General features: G+C 51.0%; 21 protein-coding genes. 17 read left to right on the top strand and 4 right to left on the bottom strand.

Annotated features, from left to right (window positions below):
* Positions 1-144: 144 nt before the first annotated feature.
* The 8 genes from D9T21_RS10725 (at position 145) to mutM (ending at position 6,148) form a co-directional block, all read left to right on the top strand.
* On the top strand, positions 145-522 hold the full coding sequence (locus D9T21_RS10725) for a hypothetical protein (RefSeq protein WP_123324925.1): 378 nt from the start codon (positions 145-147) through the stop codon (positions 520-522).
* Between the two features lie 81 nt (positions 523-603).
* On the top strand, positions 604-1,299 hold the full coding sequence (locus D9T21_RS10720; RefSeq protein WP_123324924.1) for a YjbF family lipoprotein: 696 nt from the start codon (positions 604-606) through the stop codon (positions 1,297-1,299).
* Complete coding sequence (locus D9T21_RS10715) at positions 1,299-2,027, top strand: capsule biosynthesis GfcC family protein (RefSeq protein ID WP_123324923.1); 729 nt, start codon at positions 1,299-1,301, stop codon at positions 2,025-2,027. Before D9T21_RS10720 ends, D9T21_RS10715 begins: the two co-directional genes overlap by 1 nt.
* 2 nt (positions 2,028-2,029) lie before the next feature.
* Entirely contained in the window at positions 2,030-4,147 is a 2,118-nt protein-coding gene (locus tag D9T21_RS10710) for a YjbH domain-containing protein (protein ID WP_377908156.1), read from the top strand.
* 215 nt (positions 4,148-4,362) lie between these two features.
* Positions 4,363-4,599, top strand: coding sequence for a 50S ribosomal protein L28 (rpmB, locus tag D9T21_RS10705; RefSeq protein WP_105933571.1), 237 nt, complete (start codon positions 4,363-4,365; stop codon positions 4,597-4,599).
* Between the two features lie 12 nt (positions 4,600-4,611).
* On the top strand, positions 4,612-4,767 hold the full coding sequence (gene rpmG, locus D9T21_RS10700; protein ID WP_012516577.1) for a 50S ribosomal protein L33: 156 nt from the start codon (positions 4,612-4,614) through the stop codon (positions 4,765-4,767).
* 89 nt (positions 4,768-4,856) lie between these two features.
* The gene (locus D9T21_RS10695) at positions 4,857-5,333 is read left to right on the top strand and encodes a hypothetical protein (protein WP_123324922.1); all 477 of its coding nucleotides are present in this window, start codon (positions 4,857-4,859) and stop codon (positions 5,331-5,333) included.
* Complete coding sequence (gene mutM, locus D9T21_RS10690) at positions 5,333-6,148, top strand: bifunctional DNA-formamidopyrimidine glycosylase/DNA-(apurinic or apyrimidinic site) lyase (protein ID WP_123324921.1); 816 nt, start codon at positions 5,333-5,335, stop codon at positions 6,146-6,148. Before D9T21_RS10695 ends, mutM begins: the two co-directional genes overlap by 1 nt.
* A 10-nt stretch (positions 6,149-6,158) precedes the next feature.
* Here mutM and coaD read toward each other — a convergent pair whose 3' ends face one another.
* The gene (gene coaD, locus D9T21_RS10685; protein WP_123324920.1) at positions 6,159-6,641 is read right to left on the bottom strand and encodes a pantetheine-phosphate adenylyltransferase; all 483 of its coding nucleotides are present in this window, start codon (positions 6,639-6,641) and stop codon (positions 6,159-6,161) included.
* 69 nt (positions 6,642-6,710) lie between these two features.
* Positions 6,711-7,433: a 3-deoxy-D-manno-octulosonic acid kinase gene (locus tag D9T21_RS10680; RefSeq protein WP_123324919.1), complete on the bottom strand. Its 723-nt coding sequence runs from the start codon at positions 7,431-7,433 to the stop codon at positions 6,711-6,713.
* Positions 7,434-7,569: 136 nt separating this feature from the next.
* Here D9T21_RS10680 and D9T21_RS10675 point away from each other — a divergent pair, with 136 nt between their 5' ends.
* The 8 genes from D9T21_RS10675 to glpG all read left to right on the top strand — a co-directional run bounded on the left by D9T21_RS10675 (position 7,570) and on the right by glpG (position 16,407).
* Entirely contained in the window at positions 7,570-8,583 is a 1,014-nt protein-coding gene (locus tag D9T21_RS10675; protein WP_241155687.1) for a glycosyltransferase family 9 protein, read from the top strand.
* Positions 8,584-8,739: 156 nt separating this feature from the next.
* Positions 8,740-9,207 (top strand): substrate-binding domain-containing protein, encoded by a 468-nt coding sequence (locus tag D9T21_RS10670; protein WP_123324918.1) that lies wholly within the window; start codon positions 8,740-8,742, stop codon positions 9,205-9,207.
* Positions 9,204-10,391, top strand: coding sequence for a hypothetical protein (locus D9T21_RS10665; protein ID WP_123324917.1), 1,188 nt, complete (start codon positions 9,204-9,206; stop codon positions 10,389-10,391). The genes D9T21_RS10670 and D9T21_RS10665 overlap by 4 nt, the downstream gene beginning before the upstream one ends.
* Before the next feature lie 4 nt (positions 10,392-10,395).
* Positions 10,396-12,846 (top strand): putative bifunctional diguanylate cyclase/phosphodiesterase, encoded by a 2,451-nt coding sequence (locus tag D9T21_RS10660; protein ID WP_123324916.1) that lies wholly within the window; start codon positions 10,396-10,398, stop codon positions 12,844-12,846.
* A gap of 157 nt (positions 12,847-13,003) precedes the next feature.
* Positions 13,004-14,200: a glycine C-acetyltransferase gene (locus D9T21_RS10655; protein WP_123324915.1), complete on the top strand. Its 1,197-nt coding sequence runs from the start codon at positions 13,004-13,006 to the stop codon at positions 14,198-14,200.
* Positions 14,197-15,222 (top strand): L-threonine 3-dehydrogenase, encoded by a 1,026-nt coding sequence (tdh, locus tag D9T21_RS10650; protein WP_123324914.1) that lies wholly within the window; start codon positions 14,197-14,199, stop codon positions 15,220-15,222. Before D9T21_RS10655 ends, tdh begins: the two co-directional genes overlap by 4 nt.
* Positions 15,223-15,229: 7 nt before the next feature.
* Positions 15,230-15,541 carry a thiosulfate sulfurtransferase GlpE gene (gene glpE / locus D9T21_RS10645; RefSeq protein WP_123324913.1) on the top strand — a complete coding sequence of 104 codons (312 nt, stop codon included), beginning with the start codon at positions 15,230-15,232 and terminating at the stop codon, positions 15,539-15,541.
* Positions 15,542-15,543: 2 nt separating this feature from the next.
* Positions 15,544-16,407 carry a rhomboid family intramembrane serine protease GlpG gene (glpG, locus tag D9T21_RS10640; protein WP_123324912.1) on the top strand — a complete coding sequence of 288 codons (864 nt, stop codon included), beginning with the start codon at positions 15,544-15,546 and terminating at the stop codon, positions 16,405-16,407.
* Positions 16,408-16,415: 8 nt separating this feature from the next.
* Here glpG and D9T21_RS10635 read toward each other — a convergent pair whose 3' ends face one another.
* Positions 16,416-16,820, bottom strand: a complete 405-nt coding sequence (locus D9T21_RS10635) for a flagellar basal body-associated protein FliL (RefSeq protein WP_123324911.1) — start codon at positions 16,818-16,820, stop codon at positions 16,416-16,418.
* 154 nt (positions 16,821-16,974) lie between these two features.
* On the opposite strand from D9T21_RS10635, the gene ubiA reads away from it, so the two are divergent.
* Entirely contained in the window at positions 16,975-17,850 is an 876-nt protein-coding gene (gene ubiA, locus D9T21_RS10630; RefSeq protein WP_123324910.1) for a 4-hydroxybenzoate octaprenyltransferase, read from the top strand.
* Here the strand turns inward: ubiA and ubiK are convergent.
* Entirely contained in the window at positions 17,847-18,101 is a 255-nt protein-coding gene (gene ubiK, locus D9T21_RS10625) for a ubiquinone biosynthesis accessory factor UbiK (protein ID WP_123324909.1), read from the bottom strand. The two genes, ubiA and ubiK, sit on opposite strands and share 4 nt — an antisense overlap.
* Positions 18,102-18,124: the final 23 nt, after the last annotated feature.

Below are 18,124 nucleotides of genomic sequence, written 5' to 3'. Positions count from 1 at the left end.
GTTTGAAAATTTATACTTTAGTTTGTTTTTTTATACCGGTATATTTTATCTTAAGTTGTACTTTTTTACGCCAACCCTAGTGATCTGCCGGTAAAAATGCTTTAGTATGATCACTTGGCGGATATCCCATAGAAAGGACTAAACATGAAAAAATCATTGCTTATTACGCTGATCACTGCCGCTATGGCAATGTCTGCGAATGCACAACAAGAGGGCGGTGCAGCAGGTGCTGGTGGCGCTGGTGCTGGCTTAGGCGGCTTAGGTGCTGCTGGTATTGCTGGTGGTGTAATCGCCGCTGCAGTAGTTGGCTCAGTTATCGCTAGTAACGATACTAATACCACCCCTGAAGTTCCGGGCCCCGGCCCAGTTGATCCAGATCCAGAGTGTTCTGCTGGTGACGACCTGGTAGACGGCATTTGCTACAACGTAACAAATACCCTGACTACTACTGTTACTAACGGTGTAACTACTACTATCACTGTACCAGTAACAACTACTTATTTGCCTACTGTTCCTCAGTAAGCGAAAACAGTTTTAGAAAGCCGCCTGTTGGGCGGCTTTTTTATTGGTTATGGAATTACATTAGGCTGAACCGAGTCTTTCATGTCTGTTGCAACACTTCTTCGATTTTTCATCATGGTAGCCGTCAGCGTTCTGTTGGCTGGTTGTTCTAATGTTAACAGGTTATACCTGGAAACCCTGCGTCTGGCATTTTTTGAAGACGGCCCTTCGTTATCTCTGCAACAGGTCAGAGAAAGTAAAGTTGATTTCCTTAAAGTACTACATGGTGAGCGTTTACCCGTGTATATGGCACTGGCCTATATTGAAGACGGGCAGAATAAATGGGTGTCGGCCGACCACGTGGTGGTGGCCATGGATCAGGATAAAATTATCCGTATCTCCGGTCTGGATATCGACCTGCAGTATACCGATAATCTCCAGGGCAATCCGCTCAGAGCCACCTCGCAGCTAACGGATGCCAGCTGGAAATACCATATCGATGTGGAAGAACACCACTATGACCTGCCTGTGGATTCTCAGTGGCAACGAGGCGCCCCGCAGCAGGTCACGTTTTACGATAAAGCATTCACCGTTATTCCGGTCACCGAAACGGTTTCCATCGATATTAATGAACCCTACTGGACCTATGAGACCACCTGGCAGAACGTCTACTGGCTGGAACAGACCAGCGGGCAGATTATTTATAGCGAACAGAAAGCCACACCAAATTCCGATCTGATGAAAATGACATTTGTGAGCCGTATAGCCCGGTTAATTAACGCCAGGGAGGCAAACTGATGTTGCGTGTACTTTGTATGATGCTCGGTTTGCTTTCTTATTCAGCCACTGCAGACATCGCAGTGACCTTCAATGTAGCGGGCCAGATTTATACCTTCGACCGCCCGGTGCGCCTGGCCACGGTATTGTCTATCGTTGAACAAAAGCCTACGCAGTACTGGGCTAATGCGGCGGTTTACCAGTTAAATGCGCCTGAAATAGAGCAGCAACGGGCAGATATTCTCCAGCAACTGGCAGCGCTGATCCGTGAGCAGTCTAAGGGCAGTGCGGAATATCGCCAGCTTTCTGCGTTGTATCAGGAAATAGGCAGCTGGCAGTTAATGCGCCGTCTCAAATTGATTGTTGATTATGATCAGGCACGGCTTAATCCTGCCCTTAACCCGCAGTTCAATACCGGTGAGTACTATATACGTTTTAAACAACGCTCACAGGTGGTTCGACTCACTGGCATGGTGCAACAGGCCACGGCATTACCGTTTAAAACCGGGCTTACCGTTACTGATTATATCGATAGCGTTGATTTGGCGGCCAATGCCCATCGGGATATCGCCTATTTGCTCGAACCCGATGGTGATGTGAAAAAGCTTGGTATCGCCTACTGGAATCGCCAGTTTGTTAAGCCGATGCCCGGCAGTGAAATTTTTATACCGCTTCAGGATGAGCTGTTTTTCGACCGTATCGGTCCGCTCAACGACAAAATCGCCCAACTTATGATGCATAGGATGTAACCTTGGCTGCTCCGCGTTTTTCTTTCTCTTTGTCGACTCTGGCGCTGGCCTGCATGGCAGCCGTGCCTCAGACCCGGGCTGACGAATCAGATCAGCCAACGACTTACTCAGTAACCCCCAGTCAGATGGTGCAGGGTGGTGTAGGACTCTGGCAAACGCCAACCGCCCGGATGATGCCGGAAGGCGCCCTGTCGATGAGTTACACCGACAACCAGGAATACCGCTTTATGTCGGTCAGTCTGCAGCTGTTCCCCTGGATGGAAGCTACCGCCCGGTATACCGATGTGCGCACCCGATTATACAGCAACGTAGCAGATTTCAGTGGCGATCAAACCCTTAAAGACAAAGGCCTCGACGTAAAATTCCGCCTGTGGGAAGAAAGCTATTATTTACCCGATATCTCGGTGGGTTTCAGAGATTTCGGCGGCACCGGCTTTTTTGAAAGCGAGTTTGTCAATGCCAGTAAAGCGGTGGGGCCATTCGATTTTCACCTTGGCTTAGGCTGGGGTCACTTAGGTTATCAGAACGATATCACTAACCCTTTTTGTGAGCTCAGAGACAGCTTCTGTGAGCGCCCGGACGGCTTTTCTGGCCGCGGGGGTAAGGTTGATTACCAGAACTTCTTCAAAGGACCCATGGCGGTATTTGGCGGGGTAGAGTATCAGACTCCGCTGGAAGGCCTGAGTTTCAAAGCAGAGTTTGAGGGGAATAATTACCAGCAGGACCGCGCCGGTGCCCTGGAGCAGGACTCCCGCTGGAACTTTGGTGCTGTCTACCGCTGGAATAACTTTGATTTTTCACTTAATTATCAGCGCGGCAATACTATCGGCTTTGGCGTCAGCTATAAGCTGAATATGCATACTGTTAGTCAGGTCAAAATTGATAATCCACCGCGTGAAATTCAAGGCATTAAACCGCCAGAAAACGCTGCCGCAGTGAATCGCCAGAAGCTTTATAACGATCTGCGCCGTCACGGGGGCTATGTGATCACCGACCTTGAAATCGACGATGACCAGGCCACTTTTTATGGCCTGCAAACGAGATATCGCGACCGCAATGAGGGCGTTGAACGGGTTGGCCGCATTCTGGCCTCTGAGCTGCCGGAATCAATTAAGCAATATCACCTGGTTGAACAGAGCAATAATGTCCCGATGGTGGATACCGTTATTGATGCGGATACGTTCCGTGAACATGCTACGTACAGCGTGCCAGAAAGTAATGTAGAAGATACCTATCGGCGGGTTTCACCCACCCAGCAACAGGTTGATGCCTACGAGCCACATCGCGCTACCGGTGCCTTTTTCTCCACCAAGTTTTTCTGGACGCAGACCTTCGGTAACCCGGAAGATTTTTACTTATACCAAATCGGGCTGCTGAGCAGTGTGGGCTATAAGTTTAATGAGCATCTGGGGATCTATGGTGGGATCCGTACCACGTTGCTGGATAACTTCGATAAATTTAACTTTACCGTAGATGCCGAAGAAGCCTTTTTGCCGCGGGTAAGAACCCGGGTTCGTGAGTATGTTACCGGGCCAATGATAACCCTTGATACGGTGTTTATGCAGTGGTCCGACAGACTGGCGGATAATTGGTATTACCAGGGCTATGGCGGCTATCTGGAAACCATGTTCGGCGGTGTAGGCGGCGAAATTATGTATCGCCCCATCGACAGTAACTTTGCCTTCGGTGTGGATATCAACTACGTGAAACAGCGCGACCCGGATAGCACAACGGCCTTTATGGATTATTCGGCGGTCACCGGTTTTGCTTCGGCTTATTATCAGCCTGATTTTCTACCGGATACCCGTATCAGAGCCAGCGTAGGGCAGTTCCTTGCTAAGGATCGCGGTATCAATATCGACTTCGCCAAACGCTTCGACAGTGGCATTGTGGTAGGCGCATTTGCCTCATTTACCAATGTGTCGTCGGAAGAATACGGTGAAGGCAGCTTTACTAAAGGCTTTTATGTATCGGTGCCGCTGGATCTGTTTATTCTGCAGCCAGCTACGGGGCGCGGCCAGTTCCCATGGGTACCTATTGCCCGGGATGGCGGCCAGATGCTGAACCGTCCGGTGCAGCTGATCGGCACAACAGAAATGCGATCGCCATTCTTGGATTAGGCGCTGAAACAGGGTATAAATGCCGATCTGAAGGATCCGGTTGGCGGTTTTTTGCTCAGGATCGCAGGTTTTTCTGCATTAGTGTTGAATTCGGCGCAGATTTGCTGTATAAAATGCGCCCTCTTATTTAAAGGTTAAGACGTCATCAGACCCGACACCCAAATTGCTGGTGGGACCGATTGGCGAGACAAAATTCGTTGTTCTGGAGACAAATAATGTCAAGAGTATGTCAAGTAACAGGTAAGCGTCCTGCGGTAGGTAACAACCGCTCTCACGCTAGAAACGCGACTCGCCGTCGCTTTTTACCAAACCTTCAATCTCACCGTTTTTGGGTTGAGAGCGAAAACCGCTTCGTTAAACTGCGTCTGTCTGCTAAAGGCATGCGTATTATCGATAAAAAAGGCATTGATGCTGTATTAACAGATATCCGTGCCCGTGGCGAAAAGATCTAAGGAAGCCAAATCATGCGTGATAAAATTAAATTAGTTTCTTCAGCTGGTACTGGTTTCTTCTACACCACTGACAAAAACAAGCGTAACATGCCGGGCAAAATGGAGATCAAAAAGTATGATCCCGTTGTTCGTAAGCACGTTATGTTTAAAGAGGCCAAAATCAAGTAATAAAACTTGCTTTTGTCTCCACGAAAACCCGGCCGTTGCCGGGTTTTTTGCGTGAATGTCTGCAGTATATCTCAACAGGTAACTAAACTATGGCAAGACTGTCCAAACGAGGATTCAATAATGTGGTGATATTCGCCATGTTAGGCATGATATTCCTGTTTAATCTGGACCGTTTTGTGCCGGAAAGTAAGCAGCCTGTCAGCTTACCGCTGTTGCCGGAAAACGCCCATGTGCTCAAAATTGAGCAAAGCGGCTTTAAACTCGAACGGGTTGGTCAGCAGTGGCGCTGGAACGGCGTCAATAAAACCCTCAGCAGCACGCCTGAAGCGCAAATCAGCCAGTGGCGTAACGCCGTAATGCAACCCGCCAAGCCGCCGCGGGAAATCACTCAAACCGAACCATTGATAGCCGTTGTCTGGGTAGCCGGTGCCTCGCAGGGGCTGGTTTATGCCTTTGTGGCTAAGGATCAGAACCTCTGGGTACAGTTTGATCAGCAGTGGTATACCCTCGATGAGGTGCGTTTGTCACAACTGCTACCCTGGCTGGCCGATGAGCAGGAAATGTAATGCCTGAGTTACCAGAAGTAGAAGTCAGTCGCCTTGGCGTTGCCCCTTTTCTTGAAGGGCAGGTAATCCGCAATATTATTGTTCGCGATCGCCGTTTGCGCTGGCCGGTGCCAGAATCACTCGCTGATGCGATTGGTCAACAGGTTACGGCCGTTAACCGCCGGGCCAAATACCTGCTTATTGAGCTGGCAGGTGGCGGGCGGATAATTCTGCACCTGGGGATGTCTGGCAAACTGCGGGTTCTCGATGCGAACGTAGCTCCGGTCAAACATGACCATATCGACATTGTGCTGGATAACGGCAAGTGCCTGCGGCTTAACGATCCCAGACGCTTTGGTGCCTGCCTCTGGCAAGCCCCCGGGGAACCCGTTCCGCAGCTATTGGCCCACCTGGGCCCGGAACCGCTGACAACCGATTTTGATGCGGAGCGTCTGGTGACGTTGTCTCGCAATAAACAGGTGGCCATTAAGAACTTTATTATGGATAACGCGGTTGTGGTGGGAGTAGGTAATATCTACGCCAACGAAGCGTTGTTTATGGCCGGTATCGATCCCCGCCGAAAAGCGGGCAAGGTCAGCGCAAAACGCTACGCATTGCTGACCATCGCAATAAAAGAAGTACTGGCAAAAGCCATTCAGCAGGGCGGTACCACACTTAAAGACTTTACCCAGACCGACGGTAACCCGGGCTACTTTAAACAGTCTCTCAACGTTTACGGGCGCTCTGGTGAGCCATGCTTAATCTGTGAAACGCCCATTAAAAGCCTGACTATTGGTCAGCGTAATACCTTTTACTGTCCGCAGTGCCAGCGCTAAGCGCAGCTGATTAACCGTGTAAGCGCTTTTCCAGCGCCGCTTTAACTGCCGGATGACAAAACTGACCCACATCGCCATGATGCAGGGCCACTTCTTTCACCAGCGTTGAGGAAATAAACGAGTTCTCTTCCGAAGGGGTAAGGAAAACACTTTCCAGGTCCGGATTTAACCGCCGGTTCATATTGGCCAGCTGAAACTCATATTCAAAATCGGCCACCGCACGCAGGCCTCTGATCAGAATAGTGGCGTTCTCGGTACGGGCAAACTCCGCCAGCAAACCGGAAAAACCGATCACGGTGACATTGTCCAGTTCACTGGTCACCGTAGAAATCAGCGACACGCGCTCTTCCAGGCTGAATAACGGCTTTTTACTGGGATTGGCGGCAATCCCCACAATCACTTCATCAAACATGCGTGAAGCCCGTTCGATGAGGTCGGCGTGGCCGTTGGTGATAGGATCAAAGGTCCCGGGGTAGATAGCTCGTGTGTGCATAATGTTTAAATGTCGTTGGTGTTATCAAAACAGTAACCAGAATTGGCGGCGGATGCAATTGCCAGCAGGTCACTCGCTGCGGTTGTAACCGGTTTGCAGGTGTTGCCAGTCATCTGGCGTAAAATGATATCCGGTATACTTGCCTTGTTCTTTGAGTAAGGAACGGTTTAATCGACTCAGATTACCGGCTTTCCACTGGTCACCGGCTTTTTCGGCGCATTTATCAAAATCAATCAGCCAGAACTTATCGTCCCGATCGATCATGATATTGTGAATATTGAGGTCGTGATGGTAGATCTGGTTGTCGTGTAACTGCCTGATCAAGCGCCCTATTTGTTGCCATTGTTGGGCAGAAAGTGGCTTTGTCAGCAGGTGTTCATGCACTTCACAACTGTGTGGAATTCGTTCCATCAAGATACTGGCTTCGTAGCTGATACCATAGCGGCTAACCCGTCCGGCCAGCCCTCTGGGCACTGGCAATCCTGCCTGGTGCATCTTATTGAGCAGGTTGAGTTCACGATAAGGGCGGGTAGAGGTTAACCCGCCGAAAATAAACCGTCTTTCAGACACGTGCCTTACCAGACCGCCCCGGCAATAATCCCTCAGCACCATTTGCGCCGGCTCATCAATCAGCACCGCCTGACCGCGCCCGCTGTTAGCCGTGGCAGACTGCTGCCAGTGCGACTGCTGTAACCATTCAGGAGGAGGAACAGGAATACCAAAGGCTTCGCACTGGTCGGCGCAAAGTAACAGGGTATCACGGCCTGATGTGTAGGTTTCTATGGCTTGCAACGATAATTCTCAGTATTAAGACTTGTTAAATCATGCTGATTGTAATCAAATTAGCGGGGTTTATCAGTGCTAGTTGGAAGATTCTTTGTCAGGCGTAATAAAACTCCCTCAAAACGCAAGAATATGTATTCTTAGATTGTCAGCCATTGGCGATGTGTGTCACGCCGCGGCCATGGTTAATCGTATCAGGCGTGCCAGACCTGACATCCGTATAACCTGGATTATCGGTAAGATAGAGTACCAGTTGCTCAACGGCATAGACGGCGTGGAGTTTGTTATCTATGACAAGAAAACCGGCCGTAAAGGGATGCAGGCTATACGCCAGCAATTTAAAGCACAGCGTTTCGATGTGCTTTGTGTAATGCAGATAGCACTGCGCGCTAATCTGCTTTCCCGCGCTATCAGGGCTAAAGTGCGTTTAGGCTTTGATAAGTCTCGCAGCAAAGAAGGCCATAGCCTGTTTATTAATAAACGCATTGCCCGGCAGCAGCATCCTCACGTGCTGGAAGGTTTTATGGCGTTTGCGGATGCCATGGGCATTGAGCCGGTGGAAAAGCCTGCCTGGCAGTTGCCTTTGAGCGAGTCTGACTTGGCTAAGGGCATTACCTTAAAGCAGCAATATGGCCGCTATGGCGTTATCTGCCCGGCTGCGTCTAAGGCAGAACGTAACTGGACTGCAGAGGGCTATGCCGCGGCAGCTAAGCATCTTGCGGATAAAAACATACCGGTACTCCTTTGCGGCGGTCCTGGGCCGCTCGACAGAACCATCGGTGATGCTATCCTGGCAGCCGGCGCCCCCATTAAAGACGATCTGATTGGTAAAACCACTCTCAAAGAGCTGGCTGGTGTGCTCGCTGAGGCGAGTTTGGTTATCGCCCCCGACACAGGCCCTGCCCATATGGCAACGGCAGTGAATACGCCGGTCATTGGCCTGTACGCACACTCTAACCCCCGCCGCACTGGCCCCTATAACAACCTGGCCGATGTGGTTTCGGTTTACGACCAGTGCATTGAACAGCAGGCTGGTAAACCCTGGCAAGCATTGCCCTGGGGACGTCGGGCCAAAGGTGAAGACCTGATGAGCATGATCACCACTGAGCAGGTTAATACCGCTATCGATACTCTGCTTAACCGGTTTGAAAGCGTTTAACGTCCTGCGCTTATTGCACTAAAGTTATAGTAATAAACACTTTAAAAAATCCAATTCTTTTCTAAACTTGTAGTTGGGCTTTTCCAACTCAGGGAAGGCACTTGGCGGCAGGAAGGGACCTACGCAAATGACTACCATATTAGTTAAGGCGTACATTTGAAAATTTGGATTTTAAAAGCGTTCTGCTTCGGCGCCCTATTGTTATGGATAGGAGCACTCTGGACAGCAACTGCTCGGGCCGAGACACCAACACAGTCTATTGCTGTGGTGGTTAATCAATCCGTTGATATTACTACGCTAACACCCGCACAACTTCGGATGATCTTTGCCGGGCGTACCCAGTTCTGGCCTGACGGAAGTCGGATCAGGGTATTTGTACTGCCGCCCGAAAGTGATACACATCAGTATTTTTGCCGTCAGTTACTCAATATTTATCCCTACCAGCTCGAACGGATCTGGCAGCGGGTGGTGTATTCCGGCCAGGGCGAGGCCCCTAAATCCATCGACACCGCCCAGGCTATGCAAGACATAATCGGACAAACGCCCGGTGCCATTGGCTACCTGCAAGCGCCCGGGCAGATAAAGAAAGATATCAGGATGATCACAGTAGGAGAGCCGTTATGAAGCGTTTTACGTTGAGTGTAGGGGGTCTGTTACTGCTTTTTACTCCTTTTAGCGAGGCTAATCACGACAATTTCTCATGGCACGGCTTTGTTGCCCAGGGGCTTACCAGCTCTACCGACAGCGACTACATCACCACGGGCAATGAAATAACCACCGAACTAACCGAAATAGGGATTAACGGCTCCTATGTGATTAATCCTTCTCTGAGCGTGTCCGGCCAGTTAGTTTACCTCGACGGCGGCAATCGTTTTCGCCGGGGCGCACGGCTTGACTATCTATTCTTAGACTGGCGCTTAACACGTTTGTTTGACTGGCAGGTAAACCTGCACCTGGGACGTTATAAAAATCGTCACTGGTGGTATTCGGCCACCCAGGATGTACCGCAAACCCGCCCCTCCATTTCATTGCCTCAGTCTATCTACTATGACGGTAACCGCGATCTCGCCCTCAGTAGCGACGGTATCGCTCTGCAAAGTACTAAAACAAGCAGCAGTGGTACCTGGGAAGTGCGCTGGAGCTACGGGCGCTCACCATTGGCCAGAGAAGATACCGAAAAGCTGCTGAGCCCGCAGGCACAGGGGCGGGTAAAACAGGATTTTACCCATCAGTTCAGCACCTACTGGCAACCAGACTCAATGCACTGGCAGCTTGGCTTTAGTTTGTTGCAGTCTGAGTTTACTTATGACCCTGCCGCAATGGATATCCTGCTTAATGGTAAGTCCGGTATCGACCGGCTCACTCTGGCCGCTCGTTACGACAGCGAAAACTGGGAACTCACCATGGAGTTGCTGCGTGACCGCCTGATGTACGAGGGAGATTTTACTCAGGGGATCAGGCTGGATGTGGATAAAACCGGCGAAGGCGGCTACCTCCAATGGCGCTATTTTTTGCAAAACAACCTCACCGGGCTGGTGCGATTTGATACCTACGATGTGGATCGTAAAGACCGCCACGGCGATCAGCTGGCATTCAACCCCTTTGGTGCCATTCCTGAACATTATGGGTATATGGATACACTGACCCTGGGCCTGAGCTGGAATATTCAGGCAAATCTAAGGCTTAGCGGTGAGTTCTCCCGTACCCACGGTGCCGGCCGCCTGACGGCCGTGGTATTTCCTGATGCGCTGGTTTACGCCAGGCCCTACTGGAATGCGTGGTCTTTACAACTGATGTACTGGTTCTGAGCCAATGCAGAAAACTGTCTCACTCAGTTATAAAGTGCTGGCTATTATGTTGCTGGTAATCATGCTTGTTTGTTCGCTAGTGGTGAGCTTACTGTTGTACCAGGCGGCCAATCAGGAACAACAACTCAACCAGGCGATTTTATCGCGGGACGTTACCCGCTATCACCAGCTGTCTACTCTGCTCAATGACCGTTTATCAGTCTGGGTTGAAGGTCTTAAGTACATCAGCGACACCCCTCCGCGAAACACTACCGAGCTGGTAGATACCTTCCGGCGAGCTGAGGATTTTCTGCTGCTGCAATGGGATGTGAGTAATTTGTGGGTCATCAACAACCAGCAACAACTGGTTTATCAGCAAGGTGAGTATTTGCCGGATGATATACTGGCTATGGTAGAACAGACATTAGTAGAGGCCCGGCCGATTGCCAGTGTGCATTGCCATGTGATATGCGAACAGATTGTCAGTATTCCGGTGATGATCAACCGGCAAACCACCAATGTGGTGGTAATGAGTACCTCACTGCAGGAGTTGCTGGCCTTACTCAGTGAGGCCACCCAGGGAGCGAGTCAGTCCGATCTGGTACTGGTGAAGCACGCAAAAGGCAGTAGTACTCAATCTGACAGATACTTTATTAACAGTATGGTCAGTGAAAAGCAGGAGCGCTTTATGCGCGATATCCTGGGCGCGATCCCGCCGTCGGCCAGTAAAACCAGGTTAATTACCAACGGCCACGAAGTAAACGTAAATGGGCGTGCCTATCTGATCACGTTACTGCCGCTTTATCAGCACAAGCCTAACGGGCACTACCTGATGTTTACCCATGACATCCATGAGCGCAAGCAAGCCTATAAGAGCCAGAACCGCATTATCTTTTTTGGTGGTGTAGGCCTGGTGCTAACCTTTGTGCTGTGTATGTTTGTGCTATTGCGGCGCTATGCACAAAAACTTTCTGTACTGGCGAATATGTTGCCGTTACTGGCGCAAAAGCGTTTTGAGGAGTTTAAGTTACAGCAAAAACGCAGCTTCACTCGTAAAAAATGGCTGCTCGATGAGCTCGACACTCTGGGCGAGGCCGCTGTTGAACTGTCGGATAAGCTGGAATCTTTGGATCAGCAAATGACAGTGAACACCGCCAAGTTGGAAAAAATGGCCATGTTCGACAGCCTGACCGGCCTGCCTAATCGCAATATGATGACCTTTCAGATCAACAAACAACTGGCCGCACTGCACCGCCAGCAAGCGGGTATGGCCTTATTGTTCATTGACCTGGACAACTTTAAAAAAGTTAACGACAGTCACGGCCATCACTTTGGCGACGAGGTGGTAAAACTTGCCGGTGAAAGACTTTCCAGAGTGATCCGGGAAAATGATCTGATCGCCCGGTTTGGTGGCGATGAATTCGTGATCCTGGTAACCGGGCTCGATAAGGTCGAGCAGGTAAATATTGTTGCCGACAAGCTGATCGAAGAGTTTGTTGAGCCTATGCGCATCAGCGAACAAACTTTCTATATCAGCATCAGTATTGGCGTGGCTTACACTTCCAACTCAAAAACACGGGCGCTGGAGCTGATGCGTCAGGCCGACACCGCCATGTACGAAGCCAAGCTGGAGCGAGGCTCCAGCTTCCGCTTCTTTAATTCGTCGATGAACCAGAAAATCGTTAAGCAGGTGGAGCTTGAGAATGAAGCCCGTATTGCTTTAAAAGAACAACAATTCTTCCTTGCCCTGCAACCGCAAATTGAACTGGCCAGTAAGCGATTAACCGGGTTTGAAGCGTTGTTGCGCTGGAATCACCCGCAGCGAGGCCTGGTGCCGCCGGGCGATTTTCTGCCCATGCTCGAAAATACGGCAATGATGTCTGAGCTTGATTTTTGGGTGATGGAAAAGGCTATCGAGCTACTCTCGCGACTGGCAAGTAATGGCTACCGTAACGTAAAAATGGCCATTAATTTGTCGGCGGCGCAGTTTGCTAACAGCGCGTTGCTACCCTACCTGATGGAGCTTATTGAGCTGCATAAGGTGGACGCGCGCAACATCGAATTGGAACTCACCGAAACCGTGCTGGTGGCCGATATTGAGCGCGCAGTGGAAGTGATCCAGCAGATCCGCGCGCTGGGCTGTAAAATTGCCGTAGACGACTTTGGTACCGGCTATTCGTCATTGAGTTATCTGAAAACCATCCCCAGCGATATTATTAAGATTGACCGTTCTTTTATAGCTGGCATGCTCGAGACCGAAAGCGATCGCAATATCGTTAGCTCCACCATCAGTATGGTGCGCAGCATGGGGCAGGAAATTATCGCCGAAGGAATTGAACAACCCGAGCAGCTATATCAGCTGGCCAACATGAGCTGCCAGTACGGGCAGGGCTACTACATTAGTAAACCCATCAAGGAAGATGTCCTGTGGGAAGTGCTGCAAACCAAGGTTTATATGGGGCGCTGGCAGCTCTAACCTGTCATTGCTCTGTTAGCAGTTACCGAGCGTCTTTAAAAGTTTACACTTTGTGCGTGCAGAAACCTGCTGCCATGCTTGGTGGCATAGGCAGCATCACCGGCTCTTCGGTACAATACGCCTCTTTTATCCAACCCTGTCGGCCAGGAGTGCTTGCATGTCAGCTTCTTTTATTTCTCATCTCGAACAACAGCTTAACGCCACCCGTGAGGATGGGTTGTACAAAGTAGAGCGGGTGATCACCACCCAGCAACAAGCCGACATAGCCACTCAGAGCGGTGATCACGTTATTAACTTTTGTGCCAACAACTATCTTGGCCTGGCAAATCATCCGGCACTGATAGAAGCGGCTAAGAGTGGTCTGGACACTCATGGCTTCGGCATGGCCTCTGTACGCTTTATTTGCGGTACCCAGGACATTCACAAAGCGCTGGAAGCCAAAATCAGCGACTTCCTGGGTACCGAAGACACTATTTTGTACCCGTCCTGTTTCGACGCCAATGGCGGTTTGTTTGAAACCCTGCTTGGGCCGGAAGATGCCATCGTGTCTGACGCGCTTAATCACGCGAGCATCATCGACGGCGTGCGCCTTAGTAAAGCTAAGCGCTACCGCTATGCTAACAACGACATGCAGGCGCTGGAGGAACAGTTAAAGCAGGCGCGCGAAGATGGCGCCCGGTTTATCCTTATTGCAACCGACGGTGTGTTTTCGATGGACGGAATCATTGCCAACCTGAAAGGCGTATGCGATCTGGCCGATAAGTACGACGCCATGGTGATGGTAGACGATTGCCATGCTACCGGCTTTTTAGGCGAAAACGGCCGCGGCAGCCACGAATACTGTGACGTGCTGGGGCGGGTGGATTTGATCACCGGCACCTTAGGTAAGGCCTTAGGCGGCGCTTCCGGCGGCTACACCTCAGGCAGCAAGGCTGCCATTGAATGGCTTCGCCAGCGTTCGCGCCCATACCTGTTTTCAAACTCTGTAGCGCCGCCAATTGTGGCAGCCTCATTAAAAGTGTTCGACATGATGGCCGACGGCCACGATCTGCGTGCCCAGCTGTGGCGCAATGCCGAACACTTCCGCAACCGCATGACAGAGGCCGGCTTTACGCTGGCAGGCGAAGATCACGCGATTATTCCGGTGATGCTTGGTGATGCCAAGCTGGCTAACCAGATGGCCGAAAAACTGCTGGAGAAAGGCATTTATGTGATTGGCTTCTCTTATCCTGTGGTGCCTAAAGGGCAGGCCCGTATTCGTACTCAGATGTCTGCCGCCCATACTCTGGAGCACGTAGACAAAGCAGTAGATGCATTTATTGAAGTGGGTCGTGAGCTGGGAGTAATTGTATGAAATCGTTGGTAAAACAGCAGCCAACCCGCGGTATCTGGATGCTTGATACCGATAAGCCGGTAATGGGTCATAACGACCTGCTGATCAAAATTCGTAAAACCGCCATTTGCGGTACCGACATGCATATTTACCAGTGGGACGACTGGGCGCAGAAAACCATTCCGGTGCCCATGGTAGTGGGCCACGAATATGTGGGCGAAGTGGTTGACATGGGTCAGGAAGTGCAGGGCTTCAAAGTGGGCGATCGGGTGTCTGGCGAAGGCCATATCACCTGTGGCCACTGCCGTAACTGCCGTGCTGGCCGCCGTCACCTGTGCCGCAATACCGAAGGGGTGGGCGTGAACCGTGCCGGTGCTTTTGCAGAATACCTGGTAATCCCTGCGTTTAACGCGTTTAAAATTCCGGATAACATCAGCGACGACCTGGCCTCTATTTTCGACCCCTTTGGCAACGCTGTGCACACCGCGCTGTCGTTTGACCTGGTGGGCGAGGATGTATTGATTACCGGCGCGGGCCCAATCGGCATTATGGCTGCTGCGGTAGCCCGCCACGTGGGTGCCCGCCATGTGGTGATCACCGATGTAAACCCGTATCGTCTGAAACTGGCCGAAAAAATGGGCGTAAGCCGCGCTGTAAACGTAGCCGAAGAATCGCTGCAAGACGTTATGCAGTCGCTGGGCATGACCGAGGGCTTTGATATCGGCCTAGAAATGTCTGGAGTCCCGGCGGCCTTTCGCGATATGCTCAATAACATGAACAACGGCGGTAAAGTTGCCATGCTTGGTATTCCGCCGCAGGACGTCGCCATCGACTGGAATCAGGTGATTTTTAAAGGCCTGGTGATTAAAGGTATCTACGGCCGGGAAATGTTTGAAACCTGGTACAAGATGGCGAGCTTACTGCAAAGTGGCCTGGACATTTCCCCCATTATTACGCATCAGTTTGCCATTGACGACTTTCAGCAAGGCTTTGATGTAATGGGTTCCGGAGAGTCAGGAAAAGTCATTCTTAACTGGCAATAAAAGTATTATGCAACCATTCCAACACATCTCTATCGCCGACGTCGCTGAACAAAAGGACGATCTGGTTATAGCCGATATCCGCGATGCCGGTTCGTTTCAGTCTGCGCATATGGAAGGCGCCATTAACCTGTCGAACGATAATCTGGCCGCGTTTATGGAAGCCACCCCAAAAACTGCACCGGTAGTGGTGGTGTGCTACCACGGCGTAAGCAGCCAGCAGGCCGCGCAGTTTCTGGCCGGTCAGGGCTACGAAAAGGTGTACAGTATGGATGGCGGCTTTGAAGGCTGGCGTTTAGGTCAACCGGTGGTTAGCGACTAATTGTGGCAAAACCACTGATTGCAATCAGTCAGCTGCGTTATGCTGACTCACTGGCCAGTTACCTGAAATCCCAACAGATCCCGGTGCAGGTTCATCATGTGCCGGAAGAAGACCAGTACGTGCTGGTGCTCGGCAACGATAACGACCACGCACGTGCCATGGAAATTTGCCAGGCGTTTATTCAGGCCCCTAATGATCCAAAGTATCAGCAGGCGGCCTGGCAGCACTCTGAGCGAACCGATGTGCCGGTAGAGCAGGCCCAGGGCAGCAGCATGCGCCGTTGGCTCGTTTCCCTGCGCCGCGCGCCGGTCACCGGTGTTATTCTTATCCTTTGTACCCTGATATTCGGCGCGTCACTGGTGGGCCTGTTCCAGCCTATTGCCGCCGCGCTGATGATAATGCCGCTCGGTAATCTGCTGCAAAACCATGAATGGTGGCGCCTGTTAGGGCCGGCCTTTATTCATTTCAGTGTACTGCATTTTATTTTTAACCTGCTGTGGTGGAGCATGCTTGGCTCCCAGGTAGAGCGCAAGTTTGGCAGCAGTTTTATTATCATTTTGTTTGTGGTGACTGCGCTGGTGAGTAACCTGGCCCAGCTGATTGTATCAGGGCCGAATTTTGGTGGGCTCTCTGGTGTGGTGTACGGCCTGGTGGGCTTTGTGTGGATCACCGGCTGGTTGCGGCCACAATGGGGGCTTTATCTGCCCAAAGCCATTGTTGGCTTTATGCTGGTATGGCTGTTATTGGGTTTTGCTGATGTACTGTGGGTCAATATGGCTAACGCGGCGCATACGGCCGGCTTGATCTCAGGGTGTGTGATGGCCTGGCTGCTAACGCTGGGCAGCGGTAAACCAACTGCCCGGTAGCTGTAACGCTATTTTTGATGCAGGTACTTGGTAAAGATAATGTCTTTAATTACCTTGGCGCCAGTTTCCTGCAGCATGTGATCCTGCAGTGCGGCCAGCACGGCACGGCGAATGTCTTCACGGCCGGTAAGTGATTTAACCTTCTCTTCCGGCTGACGACCAAAAATCTCAATGGCGGTAGCACGCAGCAGCGGCATATGGTGTTCTACCAGTTCGAGCTGGTCGACATCCGAAACCATAATTTCGATCATTACCCGTACATAGCCCAGCTTAGTGGCACTAGGACCCAGATAATTGGTGACAATCTCAGGTTCAATACCAATGTAGGCATAAGACGGTTGATCCTGTGCTGAGGCATTAGAAAAAGGCGCGAGCATGCCAAGTAACACAATCAGCCGAAGAAACTGCTTCATTAAGGTTATCCATAAAATTCAATTAGCTAAATTCTAGTTGAGACAACCACAGCGCACAACCTAACTTTAGACTAAAGGCGGATGGTGGATTGTCTCGGCGTTGCTGGCAATGTTAAACTTCCGGCGTCTTCACTGCGCGCTGGTATGCCAAAACATGACGCTGACCCTGCAAAACTTTCCTCACTACGCCAAACTCATGCGGCTCGATAAGCCGATTGGTATCTATTTGTTGCTGTGGCCAACCCTGTGGGCATTAATGCTGGCTGCTGGCGGTATGCCGCCGCTGAAAGAGCTGATCCTATTTACCCTCGGTGTGGTAGTAATGCGTTCGGCAGGCTGCGTAATTAACGATTACGCCGACCGCCACGTAGATGGCGCGGTAAAACGCACCAATGAGCGCCCGCTGGTGGCCGGGCACGTCACCGAGCGTGAAGCCTTACAACTGTTTGGTGCCCTCATCCTGATTGCCTTTCTGATTGTGCTGCAACTGAGCTGGGCAACCATTTTGCTCTCCTGCGTAGCACTGCTGCTGGCCTCGGCCTATCCGTTTATGAAGCGCTATACCTACTTGCCACAGGCAGTATTAGGTGCTGCCTATGGCTGGGCTATTCCCATGGCGGTGATGGCGGTAAGAGGCGACATTCCGGCCTGGGGCTGGCTACTGTTTGTGGCGAATTTACTGTGGACAATCGCTTACGACACCATGTACGCCATGGTCGACCGCGACGATGATGTGATTATCGGTATCAAGTCGAGTGCCATTTTGTTTGGCCGCATGGACAAACTGATTGTGGCGCTGCTGGAAGTTATCACCCTGTTGTTACTGGCGGCGGTTTTTATGCTCAATAACCTTGGCGTGTTCGCTTATGCTGGCCTGGTGGGAGCCGCTGCGCTGTTTATTCATCAGCACTACAATATTCGTCACCGCCAGCGCGAGGCCTGTTTTAAGGCCTTTTTAGATAATCACTACGTGGGGCTGGTGATTGCGCTGGGGCTGATTATGGATTTAATTGTGCTGGGGCAGGCTTAGTCGTCGGCAGCTTGCTCGGCTTCCAAAGCGGCCAGGCGCACTTCCATCGCTTCCAGCTTTTCCCGGGTTTTAATTAACACCTGGGTTTGAATATCAAACTCTTCGCGGGTCACCAGATCCAGTTTGGATAATTGTGACTGCAGCACCTGTTTAATTTTACCTTCGGCTTCTTCGGCCATGTTTTTAACGCCTGGCGGTACCGAGTCGGCAATCTGGCGTGCAATATCTTCAAGTTTTTTAGGATCTAACATGGCGTTTCCTTGGCAAATACATA

Origin of the sequence: Marisediminitalea oceani (genome assembly GCF_003731635.1) — a bacterium.
GTDB classification, from domain to species: domain Bacteria; phylum Pseudomonadota; class Gammaproteobacteria; order Enterobacterales; family Alteromonadaceae; genus Alteromonas; species Alteromonas oceani.
Note: the sequence above shows the minus strand (reverse complement) of the source record. Positions and strands in the feature narration are given on the sequence as shown.